Source organism: Saccharibacter sp. EH611, assembly GCF_009834765.1.
Taxonomy (GTDB): Bacteria; Pseudomonadota; Alphaproteobacteria; order Acetobacterales; family Acetobacteraceae; genus Saccharibacter.
Window position 1 is genome coordinate 134,164 of sequence record NZ_WVHP01000001.1, and the last position, 23,200, is coordinate 157,363.

17 protein-coding genes are annotated in these 23,200 nt (G+C 50.9%); 4 read left to right on the forward strand and 13 right to left on the reverse strand.

The genetic code is table 11. From position 1 onward, the window contains the following. Nucleotides 1–34: 34 nt before the first annotated feature. From rpoB to GS535_RS00740, 12 genes are all read right to left on the reverse strand, one after another. Nucleotides 35–4,204, reverse strand: a complete 4,170-nt coding sequence (gene rpoB, locus GS535_RS00685) for a DNA-directed RNA polymerase subunit beta (protein WP_160791610.1) — start codon at nt 4,202–4,204, stop codon at nt 35–37. A 244-nt stretch (nt 4,205–4,448) separates the two neighbouring features. After that, nucleotides 4,449–4,823: a 50S ribosomal protein L7/L12 gene (gene rplL / locus GS535_RS00690; RefSeq protein WP_160791609.1), complete on the reverse strand. Its 375-nt coding sequence runs from the start codon at nt 4,821–4,823 to the stop codon at nt 4,449–4,451. Nucleotides 4,824–4,884: 61 nt separating this feature from the next. Continuing rightward, a complete protein-coding gene (rplJ, locus tag GS535_RS00695; protein WP_160791608.1) occupies nt 4,885–5,409 on the reverse strand; it encodes a 50S ribosomal protein L10 in 525 nt (174 codons plus the stop codon). Between the two features lie 267 nt (nt 5,410–5,676). Further along, the gene (rplA, locus tag GS535_RS00700) at nt 5,677–6,369 is read right to left on the reverse strand and encodes a 50S ribosomal protein L1 (protein ID WP_160791607.1); all 693 of its coding nucleotides are present in this window, start codon (nt 6,367–6,369) and stop codon (nt 5,677–5,679) included. 4 nt (nt 6,370–6,373) lie between these two features. After that, nucleotides 6,374–6,808 carry a 50S ribosomal protein L11 gene (gene rplK, locus GS535_RS00705; protein WP_160791606.1) on the reverse strand — a complete coding sequence of 145 codons (435 nt, stop codon included), beginning with the start codon at nt 6,806–6,808 and terminating at the stop codon, nt 6,374–6,376. Nucleotides 6,809–6,927: 119 nt separating this feature from the next. After that, on the reverse strand, nt 6,928–8,523 hold the full coding sequence (locus tag GS535_RS00710) for an efflux transporter outer membrane subunit (RefSeq protein ID WP_160791605.1): 1,596 nt from the start codon (nt 8,521–8,523) through the stop codon (nt 6,928–6,930). After that, on the reverse strand, nt 8,523–9,860 hold the full coding sequence (locus tag GS535_RS00715) for an efflux RND transporter periplasmic adaptor subunit (protein WP_160791604.1): 1,338 nt from the start codon (nt 9,858–9,860) through the stop codon (nt 8,523–8,525). Before GS535_RS00715 ends, GS535_RS00710 begins: the two co-directional genes overlap by 1 nt. Then, nucleotides 9,857–13,042 carry an efflux RND transporter permease subunit gene (locus GS535_RS00720; protein ID WP_160791603.1) on the reverse strand — a complete coding sequence of 1,062 codons (3,186 nt, stop codon included), beginning with the start codon at nt 13,040–13,042 and terminating at the stop codon, nt 9,857–9,859. Before GS535_RS00720 ends, GS535_RS00715 begins: the two co-directional genes overlap by 4 nt. A 248-nt stretch (nt 13,043–13,290) precedes the next feature. Next, entirely contained in the window at nt 13,291–14,739 is a 1,449-nt protein-coding gene (locus GS535_RS00725; protein ID WP_160791602.1) for a HAMP domain-containing sensor histidine kinase, read from the reverse strand. After that, nucleotides 14,726–15,484: a response regulator transcription factor gene (locus GS535_RS00730; protein WP_160791601.1), complete on the reverse strand. Its 759-nt coding sequence runs from the start codon at nt 15,482–15,484 to the stop codon at nt 14,726–14,728. Before GS535_RS00730 ends, GS535_RS00725 begins: the two co-directional genes overlap by 14 nt. 109 nt (nt 15,485–15,593) lie before the next feature. Continuing rightward, nucleotides 15,594–16,799, reverse strand: coding sequence for an NAD(P)/FAD-dependent oxidoreductase (locus tag GS535_RS00735; RefSeq protein WP_160791728.1), 1,206 nt, complete (start codon nt 16,797–16,799; stop codon nt 15,594–15,596). An 8-nt stretch (nt 16,800–16,807) separates the two neighbouring features. Then, nucleotides 16,808–17,476: a glutathione S-transferase family protein gene (locus tag GS535_RS00740; RefSeq protein WP_018980164.1), complete on the reverse strand. Its 669-nt coding sequence runs from the start codon at nt 17,474–17,476 to the stop codon at nt 16,808–16,810. An 82-nt stretch (nt 17,477–17,558) separates the two neighbouring features. On the opposite strand from GS535_RS00740, the gene minC reads away from it, so the two are divergent. The 4 genes from minC (at nt 17,559) to GS535_RS00760 (ending at nt 22,400) form a co-directional block, all read left to right on the forward strand. Beyond that, nucleotides 17,559–18,317: a septum site-determining protein MinC gene (minC, locus tag GS535_RS00745; protein WP_160791600.1), complete on the forward strand. Its 759-nt coding sequence runs from the start codon at nt 17,559–17,561 to the stop codon at nt 18,315–18,317. A gap of 159 nt (nt 18,318–18,476) precedes the next feature. Continuing rightward, nucleotides 18,477–19,292: a septum site-determining protein MinD gene (gene minD / locus GS535_RS00750; protein WP_160791599.1), complete on the forward strand. Its 816-nt coding sequence runs from the start codon at nt 18,477–18,479 to the stop codon at nt 19,290–19,292. Beyond that, a complete protein-coding gene (gene minE / locus GS535_RS00755) occupies nt 19,289–19,591 on the forward strand; it encodes a cell division topological specificity factor MinE (RefSeq protein WP_160791598.1) in 303 nt (100 codons plus the stop codon). Before minD ends, minE begins: the two co-directional genes overlap by 4 nt. Before the next feature lie 340 nt (nt 19,592–19,931). Continuing rightward, on the forward strand, nt 19,932–22,400 hold the full coding sequence (locus GS535_RS00760; protein ID WP_160791597.1) for a TonB-dependent siderophore receptor: 2,469 nt from the start codon (nt 19,932–19,934) through the stop codon (nt 22,398–22,400). 73 nt (nt 22,401–22,473) lie between these two features. On the opposite strand, the gene GS535_RS00765 is transcribed toward GS535_RS00760, so the two are convergent. After that, on the reverse strand, nt 22,474–23,157 hold the full coding sequence (locus tag GS535_RS00765) for a Fe2+-dependent dioxygenase (RefSeq protein ID WP_160791596.1): 684 nt from the start codon (nt 23,155–23,157) through the stop codon (nt 22,474–22,476). Nucleotides 23,158–23,200 lie beyond the last annotated feature (43 nt).

Sequence of the window (23,200 nt, forward strand, 5' to 3'; positions counted from 1 at the left end):
AATGAACCGCGAAGAGAAAGAGGAAAGCACCGACTTACGATGCTCCCTGCTCAAGTTCCACATTCAGACCAAGCGATTTCAGCTCCTTAACCAAGACGTTGAAGCTTTCTGGAATACCCGCTTCAAAATCATCCTGCTCACGTACGATCGCTTCATAGACCTTCGTTCGCCCAGACACGTCATCGGACTTAACCGTCAACATTTCCTGAAGCGTATAGGCCGCACCGTAAGCTTCCAGCGCCCAGACTTCCATTTCCCCGAAGCGCTGACCACCGAACTGAGCCTTACCACCCAATGGCTGCTGGGTAACCAGCGAGTAAGGACCAATGGAACGAGCGTGAATCTTGTCATCAACCAAGTGATGCAGCTTCAGCATGTAGATGTAGCCGACCGTTGTTTGACGCTCGAATTTCTCACCCGTTCGCCCATCAATAAGCTGAGACTGACCGGATGTATTCACACCACCCTTCGCCAGCATCTCCTCAATATCAGGGATGGAAGCACCATCGAACACAGGAGTTGCGATCGGAATACCCTTACGCAGGTTATTGGCAAGCTCAATCAGCTCGTCATTCGACATTGGAGCGATCTCTTCTTCAAAGACCTTATCTCCATAAATCTCATGCAAGCGATCAAGGAGCTCCTGACGACGCTCACCGGTACGCTGATAGTCATCAACGATAGACGCAACGCTTTGACCGATATTAGCACACGCCCAGCCAAGGTGTGTTTCCAAAATCTGCCCCACATTCATGCGCGATGGCACACCGAGCGGATTCAGCAGAAGATCCAAGGACTGACCATTCTCAAGGAACGGCATATCCTCAACTGGAACAACACGGGAAACCACACCCTTATTTCCGTGACGACCGGCCATCTTATCACCCGGCTGAAGCTTACGCTTCACAGCGATAAAGACTTTAACCATCTTCATCACGCCAGGAGGCAGCTCATCACCACGTTGTAGCTTCTCTACCTTGTTGTCAAAACGACCATTAATGCGGCGCAGAGCCTCATCAAATTCACGGCAAAGCGTTTCAAGGTCAGCTGTAACGGCAGCATCTTCAACAGGAATGTTACGCCATGCCCGCTTAGGATGTTCAGCGAGAAGCTCTGGTGTAATCTCTTCACCAGCACGTATTCCCTTGAAGCCCGCAGCTGTTTTCTGCCCTAAAAGGTTTTCTTTCAGACGGTTAAAGAAGCTACGTTCCTGAATATGACGTTCATCATCACGGTCTTTCGCCAAACGTTCAATTTCTGAACGCTCAATGGCCATAGCACGTTCATCTTTATCCACGCCGCGACGTGAGAAAACGCGCACATCCACGATCGTCCCGCTTGTGCCAGGTGGCAGCTTCAGAGACGTATCACGTACATCGGATGCTTTTTCACCAAAGATGGCACGCAGAAGCTTCTCTTCTGGCGTCATCGGGCTTTCACCCTTTGGCGTCACTTTACCGATCAAGATGTCGCCAGGGTTCACCTCAGCACCGACATATACAATACCGGCTTCATCGAGGTTGCGCAGCGCTTCCTCACCGACATTAGGAATATCGCGTGTGATTTCTTCCTGACCCAGCTTCGTATCGCGTGCCATCACCTCAAATTCTTCAATATGAATAGAGGTAAAGATGTCATCACGTGCGATACGCTCAGAGATCAGAATTGAATCCTCAAAGTTGTACCCGTTCCACGGCATAAAGCCGACGAGAACGTTACGACCCAAGGCCAACTCGCCCAGTTCCGTTGATGGGCCATCTGCGATGATATCGCCAGCAGCAACGCGATCACCAACTTTCACCAATGGACGCTGATTAAGACATGTGGACTGATTCGAGCGCATATATTTACGCAAACGGTAAATATCCACGCCCTGTGTTGAACCCTGCTCATCCGTCGCACGAATAACGATACGTGCCCCATCGAGCTGATCAACAATACCACCACGCTTTGCCACAATCGCTGCACCGGAATCGTGAGCCACTGGCCCTTCCATTCCCGTACCAACGAGTGGCGCATCAGCCTTCACCAACGGCACAGCCTGACGTTGCATGTTGGAACCCATGAGTGCACGGTTCGCGTCATCGTTTTCCAAGAATGGAATTAATGCAGCAGCAACAGACACAAGCTGCTTCGGTGACACGTCACAAGCAGTTACCTGTGCCGGCGGCACCAAGCGGAAGTCACCCGTCTGACGCACAGCGACCAGCTCATCAGTCAGCTGATTGTTCTTCTGTTTCGCGTCGGCCTGCGCAACGATCAGCTTTTCTTCTTCCATGGCGGAAAGATATTTCCAACCATCTTGAAGAACGCCGTCTTTCACCAAGCGATAAGGCGTTTCGATAAACCCGTACTGATTCACCTTTGCATAGGTAGCCAGTGAGTTAATCAACCCAATATTTGGCCCTTCAGGCGTTTCAATCGGGCAGATACGACCATAATGCGTTGGGTGAACGTCACGCACCTCAAAGCCTGCACGCTCACGGGTCAAACCACCCGGCCCCAACGCAGAAAGACGACGTTTATGCGTCACCTCTGAGAGTGGGTTGGTCTGATCCATGAACTGACTCAGCTGGGAAGAGCCAAAAAACTCTCTTACAGCAGCAGCAGCCGGCTTCGCATTAATCAGATCATGCGGCATGACTGTATCAATATCAACAGACCCCATACGTTCGCGGATAGCGCGTTCCATACGGAGCAAGCCAATACGATACTGGTTCTCCATCAATTCGCCTACTGAGCGAACACGACGGTTCCCGAGGTTATCAATATCATCGACCTGACCGCGACCGTCTTTTAGGTCACAGAGAATCTTAACAGTCCGAAGAATGTCTTCTTTCCGCAAGGTACGCAGCGTATCTGGAGCATCCACATCCAGACGCATATTCATCTTCACACGGCCAACCGCAGAAAGATCATAGCGATCTGGATCAAAGAACAAACCGTTCAACATCGCTTCAGCGGTCTCACGGGTCGGTGGCTCACCGGGACGCATGATACGGTAGATATCAATCAGCGCTTCTTCACGAGAGGTGTTTTTATCTGCTGCTAATGTGTTGCGAATCCACGGCCCATGAGTCGCGTCAATAGCAAGAACAGGAAGCTCTGTCAGACCTAGATTCTCTAGGGCTTCAAGCCGTTCTTCCGTTAGCTCTTCACCTGCTTCCGCGTAGATCTCACCTGTCTGCTCATTCACCAGGTCATGCGCTATGAAACGTCCGAGAATATCCAGACGTCCAACATGCACAACACGGGTTTTTTCAGCGATCTTACGAACGACACGCGCTGTCAGCTTTGTTTCAGCCTCAGCAACGACCTCACCCGTGTCAGCATCTACCAGAGGGCTAAGAAGTTTCAGGCCACGGAATGCTTCTGGATCAAACGGACGAGCCCACTCGGTTCCTGCACGCGTAAACGGCACGATACCATAGAAGTTCGCGAGGATTTCATCCTCATCCATTCCGCTCACTTCGAGGACATCAACATCGCCCCCTTCAGCCAACTTTGCTTCGCGTGCCTTGATGGAGTTCTCCCCCTCAAGAGCGTACAGCAATGTTGTCACTGGCAGCTTACGTTTACGGTCAATACGGACATGAATGACGTCTTTCGCGTCAAACTCAAAATCCAACCATGAGCCACGATACGGAATTACCCGAGCAGCGAAGAGATACTTCCCTGAAGAATGGGTTTTCCCTTTATCGTGATCGAAGAACACACCCGGGCTACGATGCATCTGCGAGACAATAACGCGCTCGGTGCCATTGATGATGAAGGTACCATTATCGGTCATCAATGGGATGTCCCCCATATAAACCGGCTGTTCCTTCAGATCATGAATCGAGCGGGAGCCCGTGTCTTCATCAATATCCCAAGTTGTCAGACGCAAAACAACCTTCAGCGGCGCGGCATATGTCAGCCCACGCTGAATGCATTCTTCGACGTCGTACTTCGGTTCTTCAAATTCGTAATATTGAAAATCCAGCCGCCCACGGCCAGCAAAATCATGAATTGGAAAAACAGAACGGAATACTTCCTGAAGACCAGCCGTCTCGCGACTGTCAGGACGCACATTCATCTGCAAAAAAGCTTCGTACGAAGCGCGCTGCACGTCAATTAAATTTGGCATCGGCGCAATTTCGGGAATACGCCCGAAGCTCTTGCGGATCCTCTTACGCCCTGTGAACGATTTTGTGATCGCGTCCATCTTATCCTGCCTCTGCACCAGACCTCCGAGTCGCCCTCCTAGCTGCCATTCCCTCGCCCCTGCCGGGACCTAGAAAATGTCAGACGACTTGAACGGCTGGTTTATCCATACCTACTGACGTGCCAACAAAACGCTTTATACGCGTTTTTCCTGTCAACGGCAAATGGGGCGGGTACCGCTATGCAGTACCCGCCCACTCACTCCAGCAATCCTTCTTGCATGAAAGACTGCGATGGATTGTCTCTTACTTGACTTCGACGGTTGCGCCGTTGTCTTCAAGAGCTTTCTTGATCTTGTCAGCTTCTTCCTTGGTAGCGCCTTCCTTAACGGTCTTAGGTGCGCCTTCAACCAGATCCTTAGCTTCCTTCAGACCCAGACCTGTGATCCCACGGATTTCCTTAATCACGTTGATCTTCTTATCGCCAGCCTTTGCCAGAACGATATCAAACTCGGTCTTCTCAGCAGCAGCTTCGCCACCACCAGCAGCAGGAGCCGCAGCAACTGCAGCAGGAGCCGCAGCGGAAACGCCCCATTTTTCTTCCAGCATCTTGGAAAGCTCAGCAGCTTCCAGAACGCTCAGGGTGGACAATTCATCAACCAGTTTCGCCAGATCGGCCATGGTATTTTCCTCTATGATGCACATTTAAGGGACACCCCCATAGCAGGGGATATCCAGTTTCTTAGGCGGCTTCCTTGTCGCCGGTTCTGGCATAGGCACCAAGAACGCGGGCAAGCTGGGCGGCCGGAGCCTGACTGGCGACAGCAATACGTGTTGCTGGGGTACTGATCATACCAACCAACTGACCACGCAGTTCGTCCAGAGACGGCAGCTCAGCAAGACCCTTGACCTCATCCGCGCTAAGCGTCTGATTACCAAGGGCACCACCAAGCACCACCAACTTGTCATTCTTCTTGGCGAACTCGACCAACACCTTTGCAACTGCAACTGGCTCATCTGCCCATGAAATGGCAGTTGGCCCTTTAAACAGCGGCTCAAGGCCGTCGAACTGGGTCCCATCCAGAGCACGGCTGACCAGCCGGTTCTTCGCAACCTTATATGTCGCTCCCGCAGCACGAATGCGCCGACGCAGTTCTGTCACATCAGCTACCGTCAAACCCTTATTGTGGGTGACGATCACTGTGGACGCGCTGCCGAACACATTTGTGAGGAACTCGACAAAGGCCCGTTTTTCCGTACGGTCCAAAACCTGTCTCCTCGTCAGTTTGATTTCTCAAACCTAGTTACCCATAGGCAACGCCCTGAAGATTGCTCTCCACAACGAAGCCCGCTCGCCTGTCCATGGAAGGAAACCAGCTCATGCACCATAGAAATGGGCAATTACGGTCTCATCCGTCTAACACCCGCGCCTTTTCAAGCTTTAAAAAATTACGTGTGCTCTTGGACAGGATGGGGTGATATACACCACCCCGACACCACTCGCAAGAGTAGCGATTCTTAAACGATGGCTATTTTAGCCCTCGAGGCTTGTTACATCAACATGCACACCGGCGCCCATTGTGGAGGACAGTGACACTTTCTTGAGGTACGTACCTTTTGCCCCTGCTGGACGCGCCTTCTGAAGCGTATCAAGCAAAGCAGAGATATTCTGTGTCAGCTGCTCTTCCGTGAAAGATGCCTTACCGACACCAGCATGCACAATACCAGCACGCTCAGCGCGATACTCAACCTGACCGGACTTCGCAGCCGTAACGGCACCCTTAACATCCATGGTAACCGTACCCAAACGAGGGTTTGGCATCAGACCACGTGGACCAAGGATCTTACCAAGACGACCAACAAGGGCCATCATATCAGGCGTTGCAATGCAGCGATCGAAGTCGATCTCACCAGCTTGCACTTTTTCAGCCAGCTCTTCAGCACCAACAACTTCGGCACCCGCTTCCTTAGCTTCCTCAGCCTTTGGCCCACGAGCAAACACACCCACGCGAAGTGTTTTGCCTGTGCCGTTTGGCAGAGAGACTAGGCCACGCACCATTTGGTCAGCATGACGAGGGTCAACACCAAGGTTAGCAGAGAATTCGATGGTTTCATCGAATTTCGCTACCGCATTGCCCTTCACCAGAGCCACGGCTTCGCTCAGCGTGTACAGCTTGTTGCTGTCAACTTTGGCACGAAGAGCTGTCAAACGTTTGTTCTTTGCCATGTTCTCAGCCCTCCACCACGTCAAGACCAATTGACTTCGCAGAGCCCATCAGCATACGAACAGCAGCATCGATGTCGTTCGCGTTCATATCCTTGAACTTGGTTTCTGCAATTTCACGCAGCTGCGACATTGTTACAGAACCAACAGAAGCACTCTTGCCAACTTCAGGGCTACCTTTAGTGATCTTAGCTGCTTTAAGCAGGAAGAACGTGTTTGGCGGTGTCTTCGTGATGAAGGTAAAAGTACGGTCAGCATAAGCCGTGATCACCACCGGGATCGGCATCCCCGGTTCGAGGCTCTGCGTCTTCGCATTAAATTCTTTACAGAACTGCATAATGTTCAGACCGCGCTGACCCAGCGCCGGACCGACTGGTGGAGACGGATTCGCCTTACCTGCCGGAATCTGCAATTTGATGTAGCCAACAATTTTCTTGGCCATATCCGGGACTCCTTAATGTTACGTTCCCGAACCGCGGTTGGACGGAGGACGCACGACGCCCCCTCCCGCGTTCGACTTAGGGTGTCCCCCTAGACCAGTGTCTCTAGATTCGTCAAGTGCTACTGAGACAATGGCGCGTTTAACGCCCCCATATGCTGCCCGGTTAAGTCCCGATCACGTTCCATAGACTCTTGCCCCGTTGGTACTTCTCCTGCTGGGCGTGCATGATGCAAGCCCCTATACTGCAACGGCCCAATTGGATCGATGTCTTTGATTTTTGGCAGAGCGCTAGACGTCCATCCCCCCCCTAAGGCACGCACAAGGCGTACAGTCGCTTGGATCTGTGCCATTTGCGCTTGCACTTCTTGTAGTCGCGCACGCAAAGCGTCTTGTTGAGCAACCAACGCATCCAAATAATTCGTCAACCCGCCTGTATAGAGAGCCATCGTCATATTTTGCGTCCGCAATGCCGCTGCGACAGATTGATGCTGCTGGAGCTGTTCTTGATGGAAGAGACGCGTTTGACTCAACCCATCTTCAACATCCTGAAAAGCGCTCAATACCGTCGAACGGTAATTATCAACGCGCTCGCGGTACTGCGACCATGCACGTTGTAACGCCGCCCGCCGCATCCCACCGGTAAAGGCCGGCTCGACAGCTTGCACCGCCACTTTCCAAAACGCTTTTGAAATACTGGCTAAATCAAAGCCGCTATCTTCAAACCCCCCTGTAGCACTAATCACGATATGAGGGAAAAAGGCCGCTCGTGATACACCAATAGCGCGAGCAGATGCTGCCACCTCACGTTCGTTCATCGCAATATCAGGGCGCCGCTCAAGCAACGTTGATGGAATCCCCGCATCAATAGCAACAACCTTAAAATGCATCCGAGAATCATTGATCGGTTGAATATGGAAGCCTGCTGGCACTGTATTCAACAAAACTGCAATAGCGTGTTCTTCAACCTGCCGCTGTGCAAGAAGACTGCTTTGAGCGGCCTGTGCAGCATAAAGCTGGTTCTCTGCGCGAGAAACATCCAGACCTGCGCCAATCGCTCCCCCCTGCCGTAACCGCGTAATCTCAACAGCTGCACGGAAATAACGAATAGAGTCTTCATAAACACCAAGCTGAGCATCAATCCCACGTAAGGCCACATAGTCAGATGCAAGCTCGGCCTGTAGCGTTAGCCGCGTTAGTGCATATTGTGCAGCCGTTGCCTGAGCGAGATTCTTCTGCATATGCGTCGAATTACGTATCGCATCCCAAAAATCCGGCTCCCAAGTTGCTGCCCCGCTATATGCCTCATTCGATTCATAAGTGAGAGACGTGCTGCTTTTCCCTCGGAAAAGATGACCTTGGGACTGCTTGTTTCGACTCATCTGCCCTGAAGCCGCCACCTGTGGATAAAGGCGGCTTTCTGTTTCACGCGCAATATCGCGCTCTTGCGTGAAAGCCTCGGCCGCTGCCTGCAGGTCAGGATTGCTCTCTTCCAGCTTATGTTCCAGCTGATTAAGGAGTGGATCATTCAAAACACTCCACCAAGCACCGCGGGCTGCCGTATCAGCTGGGCACGCATCCCCCATCATCCCTTGGCCAGCCCAGCCATTAGGGTAGATGAAATGTGGCGGATGATACGTGGGCGCCAAATCACAAGACGTCAAAACAAGGGAGCTACACCCCACAAGCCATGACAATATATGTAATCGCTTCCCCATTAATGCCCCCCTTCATGTGGTGGGGCCTTCTCAGGCGTTGGCTGTGCATCTGGTTGCGCATTTTCAGGCTCTGGATCTATCGCCGCAGCTTTACGCAAATCTCCTGACGTCACGTTCTTAATGACAGTTTGTGGATGAGCCGGCTTCCCCGTGTCATTATAACCGCGCGTTTGCGGAACAACACGCACTTCATCGCCCTCTAAGAGATCAGCCGTCGGGCTTGCAATAATCTGATCATGCACATCAATCCCACTAAGCACTTGGCTCGTCAGGCCATAATTAATGCCCACCTGTACATTCTGAAGGTGAACATGGTTATTCACCACCTTAGCAAGCTGCATCCCCTGCGCACGGAAAAGAAGAGCATTCGTCGGCACGATCAAGATAGCGGGGTTTCCCGGTGCTTTAATATGAGCCGTTGCATAAGAGTTTGGCCATAAAAGCTCTTCATCATTATCGAGGACGAGTTCTGTCGTCACCGTACGCGTTGCCGCGTTGAACGCACGTGCTGTCGCTAAGAACGTCGCTTTAAAATTACGATTAGGATATTGCGGCACGGTTAGATCTGCTGTGATTTTCGGTGAGATAACACTCGCGTAATCCTGCGGAACGGACACAAACACGCGCATGCGATGCACATCTGCAACTGAGAAAAGCTCTGCAATGGAACCACGCGCCCGCACATTACCACCACCCGGATTGACGTAATCACCAACATTAACCAAACGCGATGTGACAATACCATCAAAAGGGGCAATAATTTTCTTAAAGTTCTCAAGTGCTTGATAACGCTCTACATCATAGGAAGCCGCTTCAAGCTCTGCTTTTTGCGCGGCTGCATTCGCCGCTTGCACATCCACCTCCTGTCGTGACACAGCCTGTGTCCCGCGAAGGGCTGTCCAGCGTTTTGTCGTGATAAGCGCTAAACGATAGCGCGCCATCACGACATCATAATGTGCTTTAGCCGCATTAAACTGCGCATCCAAGCTCGGCGTGCTAATTTCTGCAAGCACATCTCCGCGTTTTACTTTTGCGCCATAATCTTTGTACCACATTTTTACATAGCCAGAGACCTGCGCATAAATGGGTGCCTCATACCAGGCCGCCAAATTTGCTGGGAGATCCACTTGGCGTGTCGAAGGCCCCGGTTCTGGCGTAATCAACGCAACACGGGGAATAGATGCATCCTCTGTCTCTTGATGCACCTCGTGCTTGTGGATACCACGCTGCACAAGCCCCCATGCAACGAGAGCCACGATAACAACCAACAGCATCACCATTATGATGCGCCCGCGCTGGCGTGAACCTCCATGAGATGACTGTGGGGACGAGCTCATGGGCGGTCTCCTTTATTAGGCATGGATGCTGCACCCGCAGCGTTAGGGCGATAATGCATGAGAGCAAACACACAAGGGACGAAGAGCAATGTTGCAATCGTGGCAACAATAAGCCCCCCGATCACAGCCTTACCCAAAGACGCATTAGACGAATTACTGATAGACATGGGGATCATCCCAATAATCATAGCGAGCGCTGTCATGAGCACCGGACGAATACGTTCATACCCAGCTTCAAGAGCCGCTTTCAGTGCATCTCCGTGCACATCAAGACGTTCCCGCGCAAAGGCGACCACCAAAATCGCATTCGCTGTGGCCGTCCCCATACACATAATAGCCCCCGTTAAGGCAGGCACAGAAAGAGAAGTGTTCGTTAAAAAGAGGCTCCATGCAATGCCGCCCAGCGCTCCGGGAAGCGCCATAACAATCACAAATGGATCAAGCCACGACTGAAAGTTCACAACGATAATAAGGTAAACAAGCACAATCGACAGGGCGAGCCCACCAATAAGCTGCACATAAGCCCCATTCATCGTGACAGCCTGTCCACGCACAACCATACTCGACCCATGAGGAAGATGAGGGCGCTCTTCATCAACAATATGCTGAATAGCGCGCGATACCGTGCCCAAATCAACGCCTTCTGTTGAGGCATAAATATTGAAAACAGGCATGATATTATAATGCGACACTTCGGCGGGCGTTCCCGTCTCTGTAAAGTGACTAACGCCTCCTAAAAGCTGCAACGTTTGGCCGTTAGGGTTTCCATCCCCTTTATCGACAGGCACTTTCTCAAGATCATTCAGTGTTTGCAGATAGGTGGCAGGGGTTTGCACATCAATCAGCTGAGACGTGCCTTGCGCATTAAGGTAATATGTTTGCCCAACCTGCGCACTCCCCGATAAGGTCACCAAAGCATTATCGGCCACATCACGCTCTGTAATACCCGTTCCAAAAGCAAAGCTACGGCGTGCGTTAATGAGCAATGTTGGCTGCGTCATGGGCTCTTGGATATTAATATCTGCCAAACCTGTAATATGCCGAAGCTTCTTCGCCAATTTTACAGAGAACGCATAATTGCCTTGTAGATTACGCCCAACCACCTGAACATCCAACGGTGCTGGTAGGCCAAAATTCAAGATCTTAGCGGTTAGGTCTCCCGGTTGAAACGTAAAGACCGTTCCGGGAAAGGTATCATTCAGTGCCCGCCGTACCATGCGGCGATACTCTGCGATTGGGCTTTCTCCATCTTTCAGCTGCACCGTCACGTCGCAATCCTGCGAACCCGTCGTGGGTGATGGAATCATCGCTTGATTAAGCTGACTAACAGGCAAGCCACAATTATTAACCACACTGACAACTTGCCCCGGTAAGGTCTCGCGTATTTTCTTTTCAACTAGACCGTTAATCTTCGCAGTTTCTTCAATACGCGTACCAATAGGTGCGCGCATATGAAGCTGTAACGTGCCTGATTTCACCTCTGGGAAGAAGTCCTGCCCTACGAACAGAAGGAGTAACAGTGACGCTACAGCACCACCTAGAAAAAGCACGACAAACCGCATGCGGATCGCCAAGACTTGTTTCAGCACACCATGATACGCTGTGCGGAAGCGTTCAAAATACTCCTCAAAGCGACGCTGAAAGCGCGTGAAAAATCCTGGCGGGCGCGCTTGAAGCTCTGGGTCATGCTGCGCATTCACCTGAGCCGCCAAAAGCCAGTTAGCCATCGTAGGCACGAGCGTACGCGAGAGGATGAAAGACGCAATCATGGCGAAAATGATTGCCTCCGCCATTGGCATAAACAACCAACCTGCGACACCCGTTAACTCAAAAAGCGGCAACCATACGATACAAATGCAGGTCGTTGAGACAAAGGTGGGAATGACGATCTGATTGGCCGCATCAATAATGGCCGTTTCCAGATCTTTACCCATGTGCAGATGGGCATCAATATTTTCAATCATCACGGTCGCATCATCGACCAAAATACCCACAGCCAACGCCAAGCCACCCAAGGTCATAACGTTGATGGATTGTCCCGCGATACTCAGCCCAATCAATGAGGACAGCATCGCTAAAGGAATGGACGTCGCCACAATCACGGTAGAACGCCACGAACCAAGGAAAAGCAGCACTGTCAAACTGGTCAAAACAGCCGCGGTTACCATTTCCCGAACTACATCAGTGACTGACTCTTTCACGAAACTCGACGCATCAGTCAGGATGCTCATATTGGTTCCCTGCGGGAGGGTTGCCTTCACGTCCGGAAGAATTTTTTTAATACCACTTACAACGTCCAACGTTGAGGCATTACCGCTTTTCATCACCACAATCATGACTGATTGATGGCCCTTCACCAGCACAGCATTCATTTGTGGTGGGCCGCCCTTATGCACCCACGCAACATCGCGCAAATAGATGACAGAGTTCCCCACCTGCTTGACAGGCATGCGATTAAACGCGTCCAAATCTAACGGTGCTGAGTTTGTCCTAACCATCAGGTCAAACGATCCGACCTTCTGATCTCCCCCCGGCAAAACAATATTTTGCTTATTCAGCGCGGTTGCTACATCAACGGGTGAAAGACGGTGCGCCAATAACTTCGTCGGGTCGATATCCACCATGATATCAGCAGCCAACCCGCCATAAGGACTGGGGATAGATGAGCCTGCAACAGAAACTAACTCCGGCCTGATCAAGTTCGAAGCCATATTGTAAATTTCTGAGCTCGACATATTCGGATTATTCACCTGCAATGTGAGCACCGGAACAGATGACGCATCAAGCGCAATAATCAGCGGTGGCGTTGCCCCCGTTGGCAGCTGCTTAATCACTGTTTGAGACACTGAGGTAATTTGGGTTTGGGCTACAGAGGGATCCGTGCCCGGTTGGAAGAAGATCTTCACAACCCCGCGCCCGTAAAACGAATTACTCTCAATATGCTCAATATTACTGACCGTTGCCGTTAAAGAACGCTCGTAATAATATACAATTCGTCCTGAAACTTCTTCAGGCATTAGTCCAGTATAAGACCAAACAGCCGCGACAATGGGTATTTTAATACTGGGGAAAACGTCTGTCGGCGTACCAAAAATAGCACGAACGCCGAAAATAACGATAATAATGGACAGAACGACGAAGGTATAAGGGCGGCGCAGCGCCGTGACGACAACACTATTCATTAGGAATCAACACCGCACACAAAAAACGGATTACGCAGGTTTCTCTGGCTGTCGTGACAGTCACACACACTCCCTTCCCTTGAAGGTTTTTCTGACGCAGTGGCTAGAGATGCTCGACCCCTCTAAACGTCTTGATGCTTGGCCGCATACAGGCGCTACATCAACCATCCTTCTAACCACGAACAGTATGACCTATATCTCTACACTACCATCAAGAAAACAGGCTTTCCTTTTAAAATAATTTTATCTTAAAATCTCTCTTTTCCTGATGAAAAGGTCATATTTTGAACAGAAAAAGATGGGAAAATGACCCTAAATACTGTTCCTGTATGTGCAACCTCCGACTCATTAGGCTCAATTTCTAAAATGCCATCATGCAGCCTAATAATCGCAGCGACTAAACTGAGCCCTAAACCACTTCCAGGGATATGTCGGCTTTTATCTGCGCGATAAAAACGCCCTAGTACGGCTTCCCGCTCTTCTGGCGCAATACCAATACCCGTATCGCGCACCTCAATCCATATGCGACCATCGCCATACAGGCCAACACTCACGCGAACCCAACCACCCTGATGGGTAAATTTAAGCGCATTATCCAATAGATTTGCCAAAACCTCATTAAGCAAATCAGCATCACCAACCATCTGCGCAGGTTGATCCGGTAAAACAACATAGAGAGTGATATTCTCCAGCTCCGCAATGGGCTCGTAGAGATCCACAATATCCGTCACAAGAGGGCCAAGGGACATCGGTGCAAAGCCGGCACGCCGCTGCCCACTTTCAATCTCCCCGATCCTCAGCAGAGCTGTAATAATTGAAAAACATTGCTCTAGATCACGACGACATTGCCCCATCGCCTTGTCAAAGACCTCACTCTTCTCCGCTGAAAGATCGTGTGACAAAGCGGACGCACGATCGAGACGCGCCTGAACGCGCGCAAGGGGTGTGCGGAGATCATGCGCAATATCATTACCAACATCACGCATCTCTCCCATAAGCTGCTCAAGCCGGTCTAGCATATGATTAACAGAGCGCGACAAACGCTCTAAATCATCACGACCACGTCCAACGGGAAGTCGCTCATGCACATTCCCCTTCATGATACGCTCAATCGCTTGGTGAATACTCTTAATCCGCGCCAAAGCGCGTTGACTGAGCAGCATCCCCGCTAAAAGTGAGAACAAAACAACTGGCACAATGGATAAAATGGCAGCATGCCACACCATGTAACGCAGCTCATCTGCCATATGCCGCGAACGCGCAAGAACGAGCAGACGATCCTCTTCCCCGGCTGGGCCAAGCACCTCCACCACAAGAAAACGCATCATCGTGCGAGAACCATCAGGCAGTGTCATCGTTAAAGGCTGGACGGCTGGAGAGCTATGAAGCCCCTTCGGCCAATTGGGAATATCCCCTGCAATACAATGATGATTACGGTCAAAAATTGCCGCACCATTAAGGAAAACGCGCAGCTCATTCGTGCTCCGCTCACGTAGTTTTACTTCAAGTTCGTGAGGTTCTTCCCGCACCAAAAGAGCGGCTGAACGATGGAGAAGGTCATTAGAGCGGAGCTGCTCATACCCATTCATCTCTCCATAAAGAAGGGTGAATTGCAGCCCCATCCCTATGATAATAACGGCAACTAACCCTAAGGTTAGGCGAAAAGTCGCTGTCCGAAAAAGGTCAATCCACAACACAAAGCTTAAACCCTGACCCGCGGATACTCTGAATAAGCGGAGCTTCACCAGGAGCATCAATTTTGCGACGTAACTTCCCTATATGCACATCCACCAAATTCGTCTGAGGGATGAAACGATAGTTCCATACATCTTCAAGCAACATCGTCCGGGTCAGAACCATATTAGGACGACGCATCATATATTCCAGCAAGCGGAATTCCCGTGGCAGGAGGTCAATAACACGTCCCGATCGGCTTGCTCGACGTTCAATCAAATCAATTTCCAACGGCCCCACGCGCAAAAGTGAGGCCCGGCCCTGCATAGGACGTCGTAGCAAGGCCTCAAGGCGGGCCGCCAACTCTTCCATCGCAAAGGGCTTGCCGAGGTAATCATCCCCTCCAGCCTTCAAACCTTTGATCCGGTCATCCACAGCAGAAAGGGCCGAAAGCACGAGAACGGGCACCATATAGCCCTGTTGCCGCAAGCTTTCCAGTACACTCAACCCATCCAGCTCTGGCAGCATCCGATCCACCACCATCACATCGAAATGAGAGGCACGCGCTACTTCTAAACCTGCTGTCCCTGTCGCTGCTCGCTGGATATCGTACCCGCGCTCTTCAAGATTTGCGACAATTTCTGCGGCAAGACTCTCGTCATCTTCAATCAGCAATAGTCGGGCCGCAGCGCATTCATTCGTCTCTTCTACAAGATTTGTCTGCTCACTCACCGCCGCACTCTCCGCTCTCTGATTTTTCTGTCCCATCTATTCTTTATCCTGACGACAGTCGCATTCTCGCTTATGCCGAGCGATTATACGCGTTTCATGCCAATAGAAAATATAAAACCAGCTTTACGCTCTATCCAGCACGCGCTTAACCCTTCACGCGCTCGGCAACTGCTTTTCCAGCCGCTACAGCACTCGCCCATGCCCATTGAAAATTATATCCCCCGAGCCATCCTGTCATATCGACAGCTTCACCCACGATATAAAGCCCTGGTACCGTTTTTGCTTCCATCGTTTGAGACGAGAGACAGCGCGTATCCACCCCTCCGCGCATAACTTCCGCCTTGGCATATCCTTCCGTCCCCGCAGGGCTAACAACCCATCGTGCCACGTGCTCTGCTAAAGCCCGTACAGCTTTTCCGGGCTGTTCGGCTAGTGGACGCCCGTCCAGCATTGTTTTCGCTAAGTGACGCGCTAATCGTGTTGGGATTCCTTCCAGCAACGCCGCTCCATGAGCACGTGGGCGGGCCTTCATCACAGCTGTCATATCCTCCCAAACATCATGCCCCGGACGCAAATTGATCCAAAAAGACTGTTCTGCCGAACGATAAGAGGAAATCTGGAGAATCGCTGGGCCGGATAAACCACGATGGGTAAAGACCATACCGTCGGTAAAGCGCACACCCTTCTTTCCCAAAGAGGTCGTCACCGGTAGCGAGACACCAGCAAGTTCTGGAAAGGGCTTCTCCAAGGTTAAAGGCACCAATGCGGGCCTTGGTGCTACCACATCTAAGCCAAAATGACGCGCAACCTGTAACGCACTATCGGTAGCCCCTAGCTTGGGTAAAGCGAGCCCTCCAGTCGCTAGAACAACGGTGCGTGCTTTCATGACCCCTTGCGAGGTATGCACCTGAAAGCAATGCCCATCATGAGACAGCTTTTGGAGCGCATGGCGATAATAAAAACGCACAGCTCCCTTCGCGCATTCTTTTTCCAGCATTGTGACGATCTGACGGGCAGACCCATCACAAAAAAGCTGCCCAGCCTCCTTTTCATGCCAAGCAATATGGTGCTTCTCGACAAGATCTAAAAAATCTCGAGGCGTGTAGCGTGCCAAAGCCGAACGCGCAAAACGGGGATTAGCCGACTGATACCGCTCCCAGCTGGTCTCAAGATGGGTAAAATTACAGCGCCCACCTCCTGAGATTAAAATCTTCCGCCCTGGCTCCGCTGCGTGATCTAACACCGCAACACGCACCCCACGCTGGCTTGCCGTAGCTGCCGTCATAAGCCCTGCTGCTCCCGCACCTAATACGAGAACATCCCACGCTGCCGTCGCGCTCCTAGCACTCATTGTGTCTGTCAAAAGTCGAGATCCGCATAGTGAGGTGGCGGCGTAATCCCGCTCACTTTATCGCTCAATAAGCTCCGAAAGCAGGGACGCGATTTGACCCGTGCATACCAATCCCGCACGGAAGGCGCGTGCTTCCAATTAATATCCCCCAAGAAATCCAGCGCTGACAAATGAGCCGCCGCTGCGAAATCAGCAGCAGAAAGCGAAGGCCCCGCCAACCATGTTCGCGTTTCAGCTAAATAACCAATATAGTCCAAATGGAAACGCAGATTTTTATAGCCTTGGCGCAACACGTTCCCACTTGGAAGACCTTGCCCAAATAGACGTTTCTCAACCTTCTCCCCCAACAGATTAACCGTTACCTCTTGTTGAAAAAGCCGATCAAACCAGTCCAGCAAGCGTCGTACCTCCACGCGCTCCCCAACCGTTCGTCCTAGCAAAGCTGTATCGGGATACACATCTTCCAAATATTCACAGATAACGCGGGCCCCAGGCACGACTAGACCGCTTTCTTCAACTAAAACGGGAACGTCTCCTGCTGGGTTCAACGCATAAAAGGCCTCGTTCTGCTCCCAGACCTTTTCGATCACGAGTTCGTATGGCAGACGCTTCTCACCGAGTAAAAGACGTGCCAAACGCGATTGCGGAGAGAGGGGTAGGTGGTGCAATATACGCATGATTCTTTTCTATGGCACTCCGGGGCTGTGGAACAAGATACGTTCGGTAGATCTGATACAATAGAATGGTAAGCATTGCCTCATGTCCAGCTCCTCTGCCCCTTTGCAGTCTCAAAAGCCCAACGCTTCCACGTCGGGTGCGATGGCGATTCGTGCACGTGGACGCTCCTTTTTAGCGCTCATCCTGTCGCCCGAAGCACCTCTTGAAGCATGGCTCAAAGGACTGGATGAACAAATGGTTCGTTCTGTTGGTTTCTTTAGCCGCCAGCCAATAATCCTTGATCTTGACCTTCTCTCTGCCGACACCGTTGGACTAAATACCCTTCAGAGTGACCTCAAAGAACGCGGGATTCGCTTAATCGGCATTGAAGGAGGTAACCGCGATTGGCCTGCCCTGCAAGAATGGGATTGGCCTGCAGAGCTCAATGGTGGCCGTCCAAGTGGCCCCGTTACACTTCCCGAAAACACCGAAGACACATCCTCTACCGTTCCTGACTTAAAAGAACCGCTTATTATCAATGGGCCAGTGCGTTCAGGGCAATCTGTACAAAATCCAGATGGAGACATTATTGTTTTAGGAGCTGTCTCTTCTGGTGCTGAGATTATTGCTGGAGGATCCATCCATGTCTATGGGCCGCTGCGTGGACGTGCCATTGCTGGTGTCGATGGACGGCCGCAAGCCCGTATTTACGCTGTACGCATGGAAGCTGAACTCCTTGCTATTGATGGGTTTTACATGATCTCGGAAGAAATTGACCCTTCTTGGATCGGGCAATCTGCCCAAGCTCTCTTAGCCAACGACCATATCACCGTACGGTCTCTTCATTCAGAGCATCGTTAGGCACTATGGAGTATGAAAAGACTGTGATAGATTTATTTACCAGCTCGATTTATTTTCTGGTAAGAGAAACTTATTAATTAGCCGTGTAATGCTATCTTAGAGAAGATGTTCCTCAAGGGGTAGTCCATTCGCCGGTATTTGGAGAGGGTTGATCGTTTCATGGCTCAAATCATTGTTGTGACCTCAGGTAAGGGGGGCGTTGGCAAAACGACAACAACTGCGGCACTGGGAGCAGCTTTGGCTCGCAATGGACAAAATGTCGCAGTCGTAGATTTTGATGTCGGCCTACGCAATCTTGACCTCGTCATGGGTGTTGAGCGCCGCGTTGTCTTTGACTTGATCAATGTTGTTCAAGGCGATGCAACCCTCCATCAAGCCCTGATTCGCGACAAGCGCTGCGAAACCCTCTCCATACTCCCGGCCTCCCAAACACGCGACAAAGACTCTCTCACTGCTGAGGGCGTCAGCCGTGTCATGGAGGAGTTACGGGAGAAATTTGATTGGATCCTCTGCGACAGCCCTGCAGGTATTGAACGCGGCGCCCAACTTGCTATGCACCATGCTGACCATGCCGTTATTGTTACGAACCCTGAAGTCAGCTCGGTACGTGACTCTGACCGCATTGTTGGTATGTTGGACAGCCGCACAGCACGCGCAGAACAGGGTGAGCGCGTAGAGAAACATCTTTTATTAACACGCTACGACCCAGCCCGCGCAGCGCGGGATGAAATGCTGAGTGTCGATGATGTCATTGATATTCTTTCTGTCCCTCTTTTAGGGGTTGTTCCAGAAAGTGAAGATGTCCTGAAAGCGTCCAACGTTGGTGCTCCTGTTACTCTTGCGGCCCCAAACAGCGCACCTGCTAAAGCTTACTTTGAAGCTGTACGACGCCTAGAGGGTGAGGAACTTCCTGTTTCCATCCCTACAGAGAAACGCGGGCTGCTAGATTTTATTTTTAAAAAGAGGGGCGCATGAGTTTCCTAGATAATTTTTTCTCACGCAAAAAACCCTCAAGCAGTGCTGTTGCCCGTAATCGTCTCCAGATTCTCCTGGCTCACGAACGCGGGGTAAGCGGTGAGGATGATACAACCTTACTGCGTACACTTCATCGTGAGATCCTAGAAGTCTTGGCACGCCACGTCTCAGTGGATCAGGACAATGTTAACATTAAACTCGATCGTGGACAGAATTGTTCAACACTTGAGATCGACATCCAAGTCCCTGAAACGGGGTTGCGTGCCCAAGTCTCAACCTTAGCGCCTGATCTCAAATAAAGCGCTGCTCTTTCCTTAACCTCAGCAACCCGACCAAAGATTTAACGATCTTTTGTCGGGTTTTTTGTTGCCTAAAAACATTTAATCTTACGAAAGACGCATATTATGATGTTTTATAGCAACATTCCTCTAACTAACACGCTATAAGACCCTCCTATCTCATTGTTATCTCTCATCTTCCTTGCTAAATAAACATTATTGTTCGGGCTATATTATAATAACGATATAGCTAAGTTTATTATGGCTGACCGAAGATGCTTCTGAACGTAAGAGTATCGTACTCCTAAGCTTCATCTGTCTGAACCATCATGACCCGCATTGTGCAACAGGATGCTCGTTTATGATTGCTCGTTTTTCTCTCTCGTCATACGCTGTTATGACTTCCTTTTTGCTGGGAACGAGCTGTTTAGCCAGCGCACAAGCGGCCGAGAAGACAGTACATACTCGGTCTTCCAAAGGCTTACCCCACACGAAAGCCTTCCGTGGACAGAAAGCTCCCACTTTATCGGGAGGCAGTGAAAGTGTCATTGTCACAGGCACACGTGAGCTGGGGAAAAAAGCACGTGACGCTATCGCACCCGTCGATGTTGTTTCCAGCAAACAACTGGCCCGCACGGGCCAACCGACGTTGCGCGATGCCATGCAACTGCTTCTCCCCTCTCTGACCGTTCCAACGGGCGGGTTTGATACAGGCGCTTTAACGGACTCTATTAGCTTACGCGGCCTCAATTCTAACGAAACACTCGTTCTTGTTGATGGGCACCGGCGCCATACAACGGCTAACATTTACGCTGATGCAGGCCCTCAACAGGGCACAACACCAACCGACATTGACATGATCCCCATGTCAGCTATCGACCATATCGAAGTCTTACGCGATGGTGCTTCTGCCCAATATGGCTCCGATGCTGTCGCGGGGGTTGTTAATATTATCCTCAAAAAGCAAAATCACGGGATCACGCTTCGTTCTAATAGCGGGATCACCAGCGAAGGCGACGGTTACCAACAAGGACTTTTCCTTGATGGTGGATTGAACCTCAATAATCGCGGCTTTATCCATATCAGCGGTGATTTTGTACACCAAGACCACGCTTTTCGATCCGCGCCAGATAGCCGGACAGGAACGGACGTTAACAAAGTTCTCAGCCAACCTGAGCAAACACGTCAAGCTGTAGCCATTAACGCTGCTTATGATCTGGCCGATCACTTACGGGCTTACGCAACAGCAACCTATGCACACCGCCATGCTGAAGCCTTCCAGAATTATCGCCTGCCCTCCTCGCTCAAATCCTACCCCGGCTACGCTGCCTTATATCCTAATGGATATTCCCCCCTTCAAACGAATGAAGAAAATGACTTTGAAGTCACCGCGGGGTTAAAAGGGAAAAATCTTGGTTGGAACTGGGATATTTCCACAGTTTATGGGCGCGATTTCGATAATATTGGCCTCAAACAAGATGCTAATACCGCTCTATACCGCGATACAGGCGTTACTCCACAGACATTCAACAATGTCCAAGGCTATAGTAACTCCCAATGGACAACAGGCCTCGACCTCAGTCGCAAACTCAACCTCTCTATCTGGCCTCACAGCATTAATATTGCTGGTGGCGCTGCTTATCGCTACGAATCCTATTCAATTGCGTCAGGGTCTCCCAACAGTACCTACAAAGGAGGCACCAGCCTTGCTCTTTCCGGCACGAATGCTGGTAATGCCGGGAATTTTAACCGTGACGTTGTCTCAGGCTATGTGGATATATCAACTCATCTCACCAAGAAATGGCAAGTTGATGCCGCAGGACGCTATGAACATTATACCGATGTCGGCAATACACAAACGGGTAAGATCTCCACACGCTACGACTTTACGAAGCGTCTAGCCATTCGCGGCACATTCAGTAATGGCTTCCATGCGCCGACACTCGCGCAAGAGCATTTCTCTGCTTTAACCATTTCCCCAACCGTGGCGCGCGGCCTCATTGCAGCAAATTCTCCCGGCGCCCTCGCGAGCGGAGCCCAACGCCTCAAACCTGAACAAAGCACCAGTGCTGAGGGCGGGATTATTGTCGAGCCTATTAGAAAACTTCATGTCACAGCCGATGTCTATCAGATTGATTTACGTGGACGCATTTTGCCCGGCGGCAATCTTTATGGTGACAGAGCGGCTACGATCCTAAGCGGCAACGGCTTTACACCGCCACCGGGTGTCTCGGACAACAATCTCTCCACCCAATGGTTTGCCAATGTGGCTAATACCCGCACACAAGGGCTGGACATTACAGCCACCTACCCCACAGATTTCGGACGGTTTGGCCATGTGAATTGGGATGTTGCGATTAACCTCAACCGCACACGCTTACGCCATCAAGCTACTCGTGAGGATGGGAGTCCATTGCTGAACGCACCAAGCCGAGCCTATATCACAACCGCATACCCGCGCAGTAAGATGATCTTCGGTGGTAACTGGACTTCACCCGGCGGACAGTGGGTCGTGTCACTTCACGAAATCCGTTATGGACAAACAACCTCTCAGCTCACCTATTATAAGAACAATAATACCTCTACAGCGTCCACAACCAACTATCTCCCATTTCACAATAAGCCAAAATGGACAACAAACCTATCCTTAACCTACGCAATTAATAAGCATTGGAACGCAACTTTAGGAGGAAATAACATTTTCGCAGCGTATCCGACGAAAACACCTAAAGAGAACCGTTATCTTGGTGCACCTAAATATTATATGAGCACGTCCCAACTCGGCATTAATGGCGGGTATTATTATCTTGACATTTCCGCGCGCTTCTAAAGGCTATAATCGTTACACAAAAGCCCGTCCTTTTCAGGACGGGCTTTTTAAGACACTTCTTTCAGTATCAACCTTACAACTCAGCCCAGCTGCGTTGAAGATTATGATACACATTCGTCAAACGTAGCACCTCCCCATCGCGTGGGCCGAACTTTTCCATCAGCGCCATAATGCTTTGGTCAAGATCAAACAAAATAGAGCGATGCTCTTGTGAACGAACCGTTGATTGTGCCCAAAAGAACGACGCCCAACGGCTCCCTCGCGTTACGGGAGAAACGCTGTGAAGGGCGGTTGTTGGATACACAATCATATCCCCCGCAGGCAAGCGAACCCGTTTTTCTTCAGAGGGGCCGTAAAGCACGAGCTCTCCCCCATCATACTCATCCAAGTCACTAATAAAGAGCGTACTGGAAACATCCGTGCGAATGCGCTGCCCCGTGCCGGGAATAGGACGCAAAGCGTTATCTACATGCGCCCCAAAAGACATCCCCTCATCATAGCGATTGAAAAGAGGCGGGACGAGCCGCAATGGCAGCACCGCGCTGTTATAAAGCGGGTTACTGCCTAATTTACGAAGAACAAACGTCGATAATTCACGCCCAAGCTCACTATCGGGCGGGATTTGCAGATTATTCTTTACAGAAGCCGACTGCCCCCCTGCTGTTTCCCGACCGTCAGCCCATTGCCCTTCACGCAAACGAGCCCGCAATGTTGCAAGTTCTTCAGCAGAAAGAACACCAGGAATGTGAATCATCATGACTTTCGTCCCTTCGGACAGAGTAAAATAAAAGGTGAGCGCT

Coding starts and splice junctions, on each gene's coding strand:
- rpoB (WP_160791610.1), bottom strand. CDS start 4,204: ATGGACGCGATCACAAAATCGTTCACAGGGCGTAAGAGGATCCGCAAG.
- rplL (WP_160791609.1), bottom strand. CDS start 4,823: ATGGCCGATCTGGCGAAACTGGTTGATGAATTGTCCACCCTGAGCGTT.
- rplA (WP_160791607.1), bottom strand. CDS start 6,369: ATGGCAAAGAACAAACGTTTGACAGCTCTTCGTGCCAAAGTTGACAGC.
- rplK (WP_160791606.1), bottom strand. CDS start 6,808: ATGGCCAAGAAAATTGTTGGCTACATCAAATTGCAGATTCCGGCAGGT.
- GS535_RS00710 (WP_160791605.1), bottom strand. CDS start 8,523: ATGGGGAAGCGATTACATATATTGTCATGGCTTGTGGGGTGTAGCTCC.
- GS535_RS00715 (WP_160791604.1), bottom strand. CDS start 9,860: ATGAGCTCGTCCCCACAGTCATCTCATGGAGGTTCACGCCAGCGCGGG.
- GS535_RS00720 (WP_160791603.1), bottom strand. CDS start 13,042: ATGAATAGTGTTGTCGTCACGGCGCTGCGCCGCCCTTATACCTTCGTC.
- GS535_RS00730 (WP_160791601.1), bottom strand. CDS start 15,484: ATGGGACAGAAAAATCAGAGAGCGGAGAGTGCGGCGGTGAGTGAGCAG.
- GS535_RS00735 (WP_160791728.1), bottom strand. CDS start 16,799: ATGAGTGCTAGGAGCGCGACGGCAGCGTGGGATGTTCTCGTATTAGGT.
- GS535_RS00740 (WP_018980164.1), bottom strand. CDS start 17,476: ATGCGTATATTGCACCACCTACCCCTCTCTCCGCAATCGCGTTTGGCA.
- minC (WP_160791600.1), top strand. CDS start 17,559: ATGTCCAGCTCCTCTGCCCCTTTGCAGTCTCAAAAGCCCAACGCTTCC.
- minD (WP_160791599.1), top strand. CDS start 18,477: ATGGCTCAAATCATTGTTGTGACCTCAGGTAAGGGGGGCGTTGGCAAA.
- minE (WP_160791598.1), top strand. CDS start 19,289: ATGAGTTTCCTAGATAATTTTTTCTCACGCAAAAAACCCTCAAGCAGT.
- GS535_RS00760 (WP_160791597.1), top strand. CDS start 19,932: ATGATTGCTCGTTTTTCTCTCTCGTCATACGCTGTTATGACTTCCTTT.
- GS535_RS00765 (WP_160791596.1), bottom strand. CDS start 23,157: ATGATGATTCACATTCCTGGTGTTCTTTCTGCTGAAGAACTTGCAACA.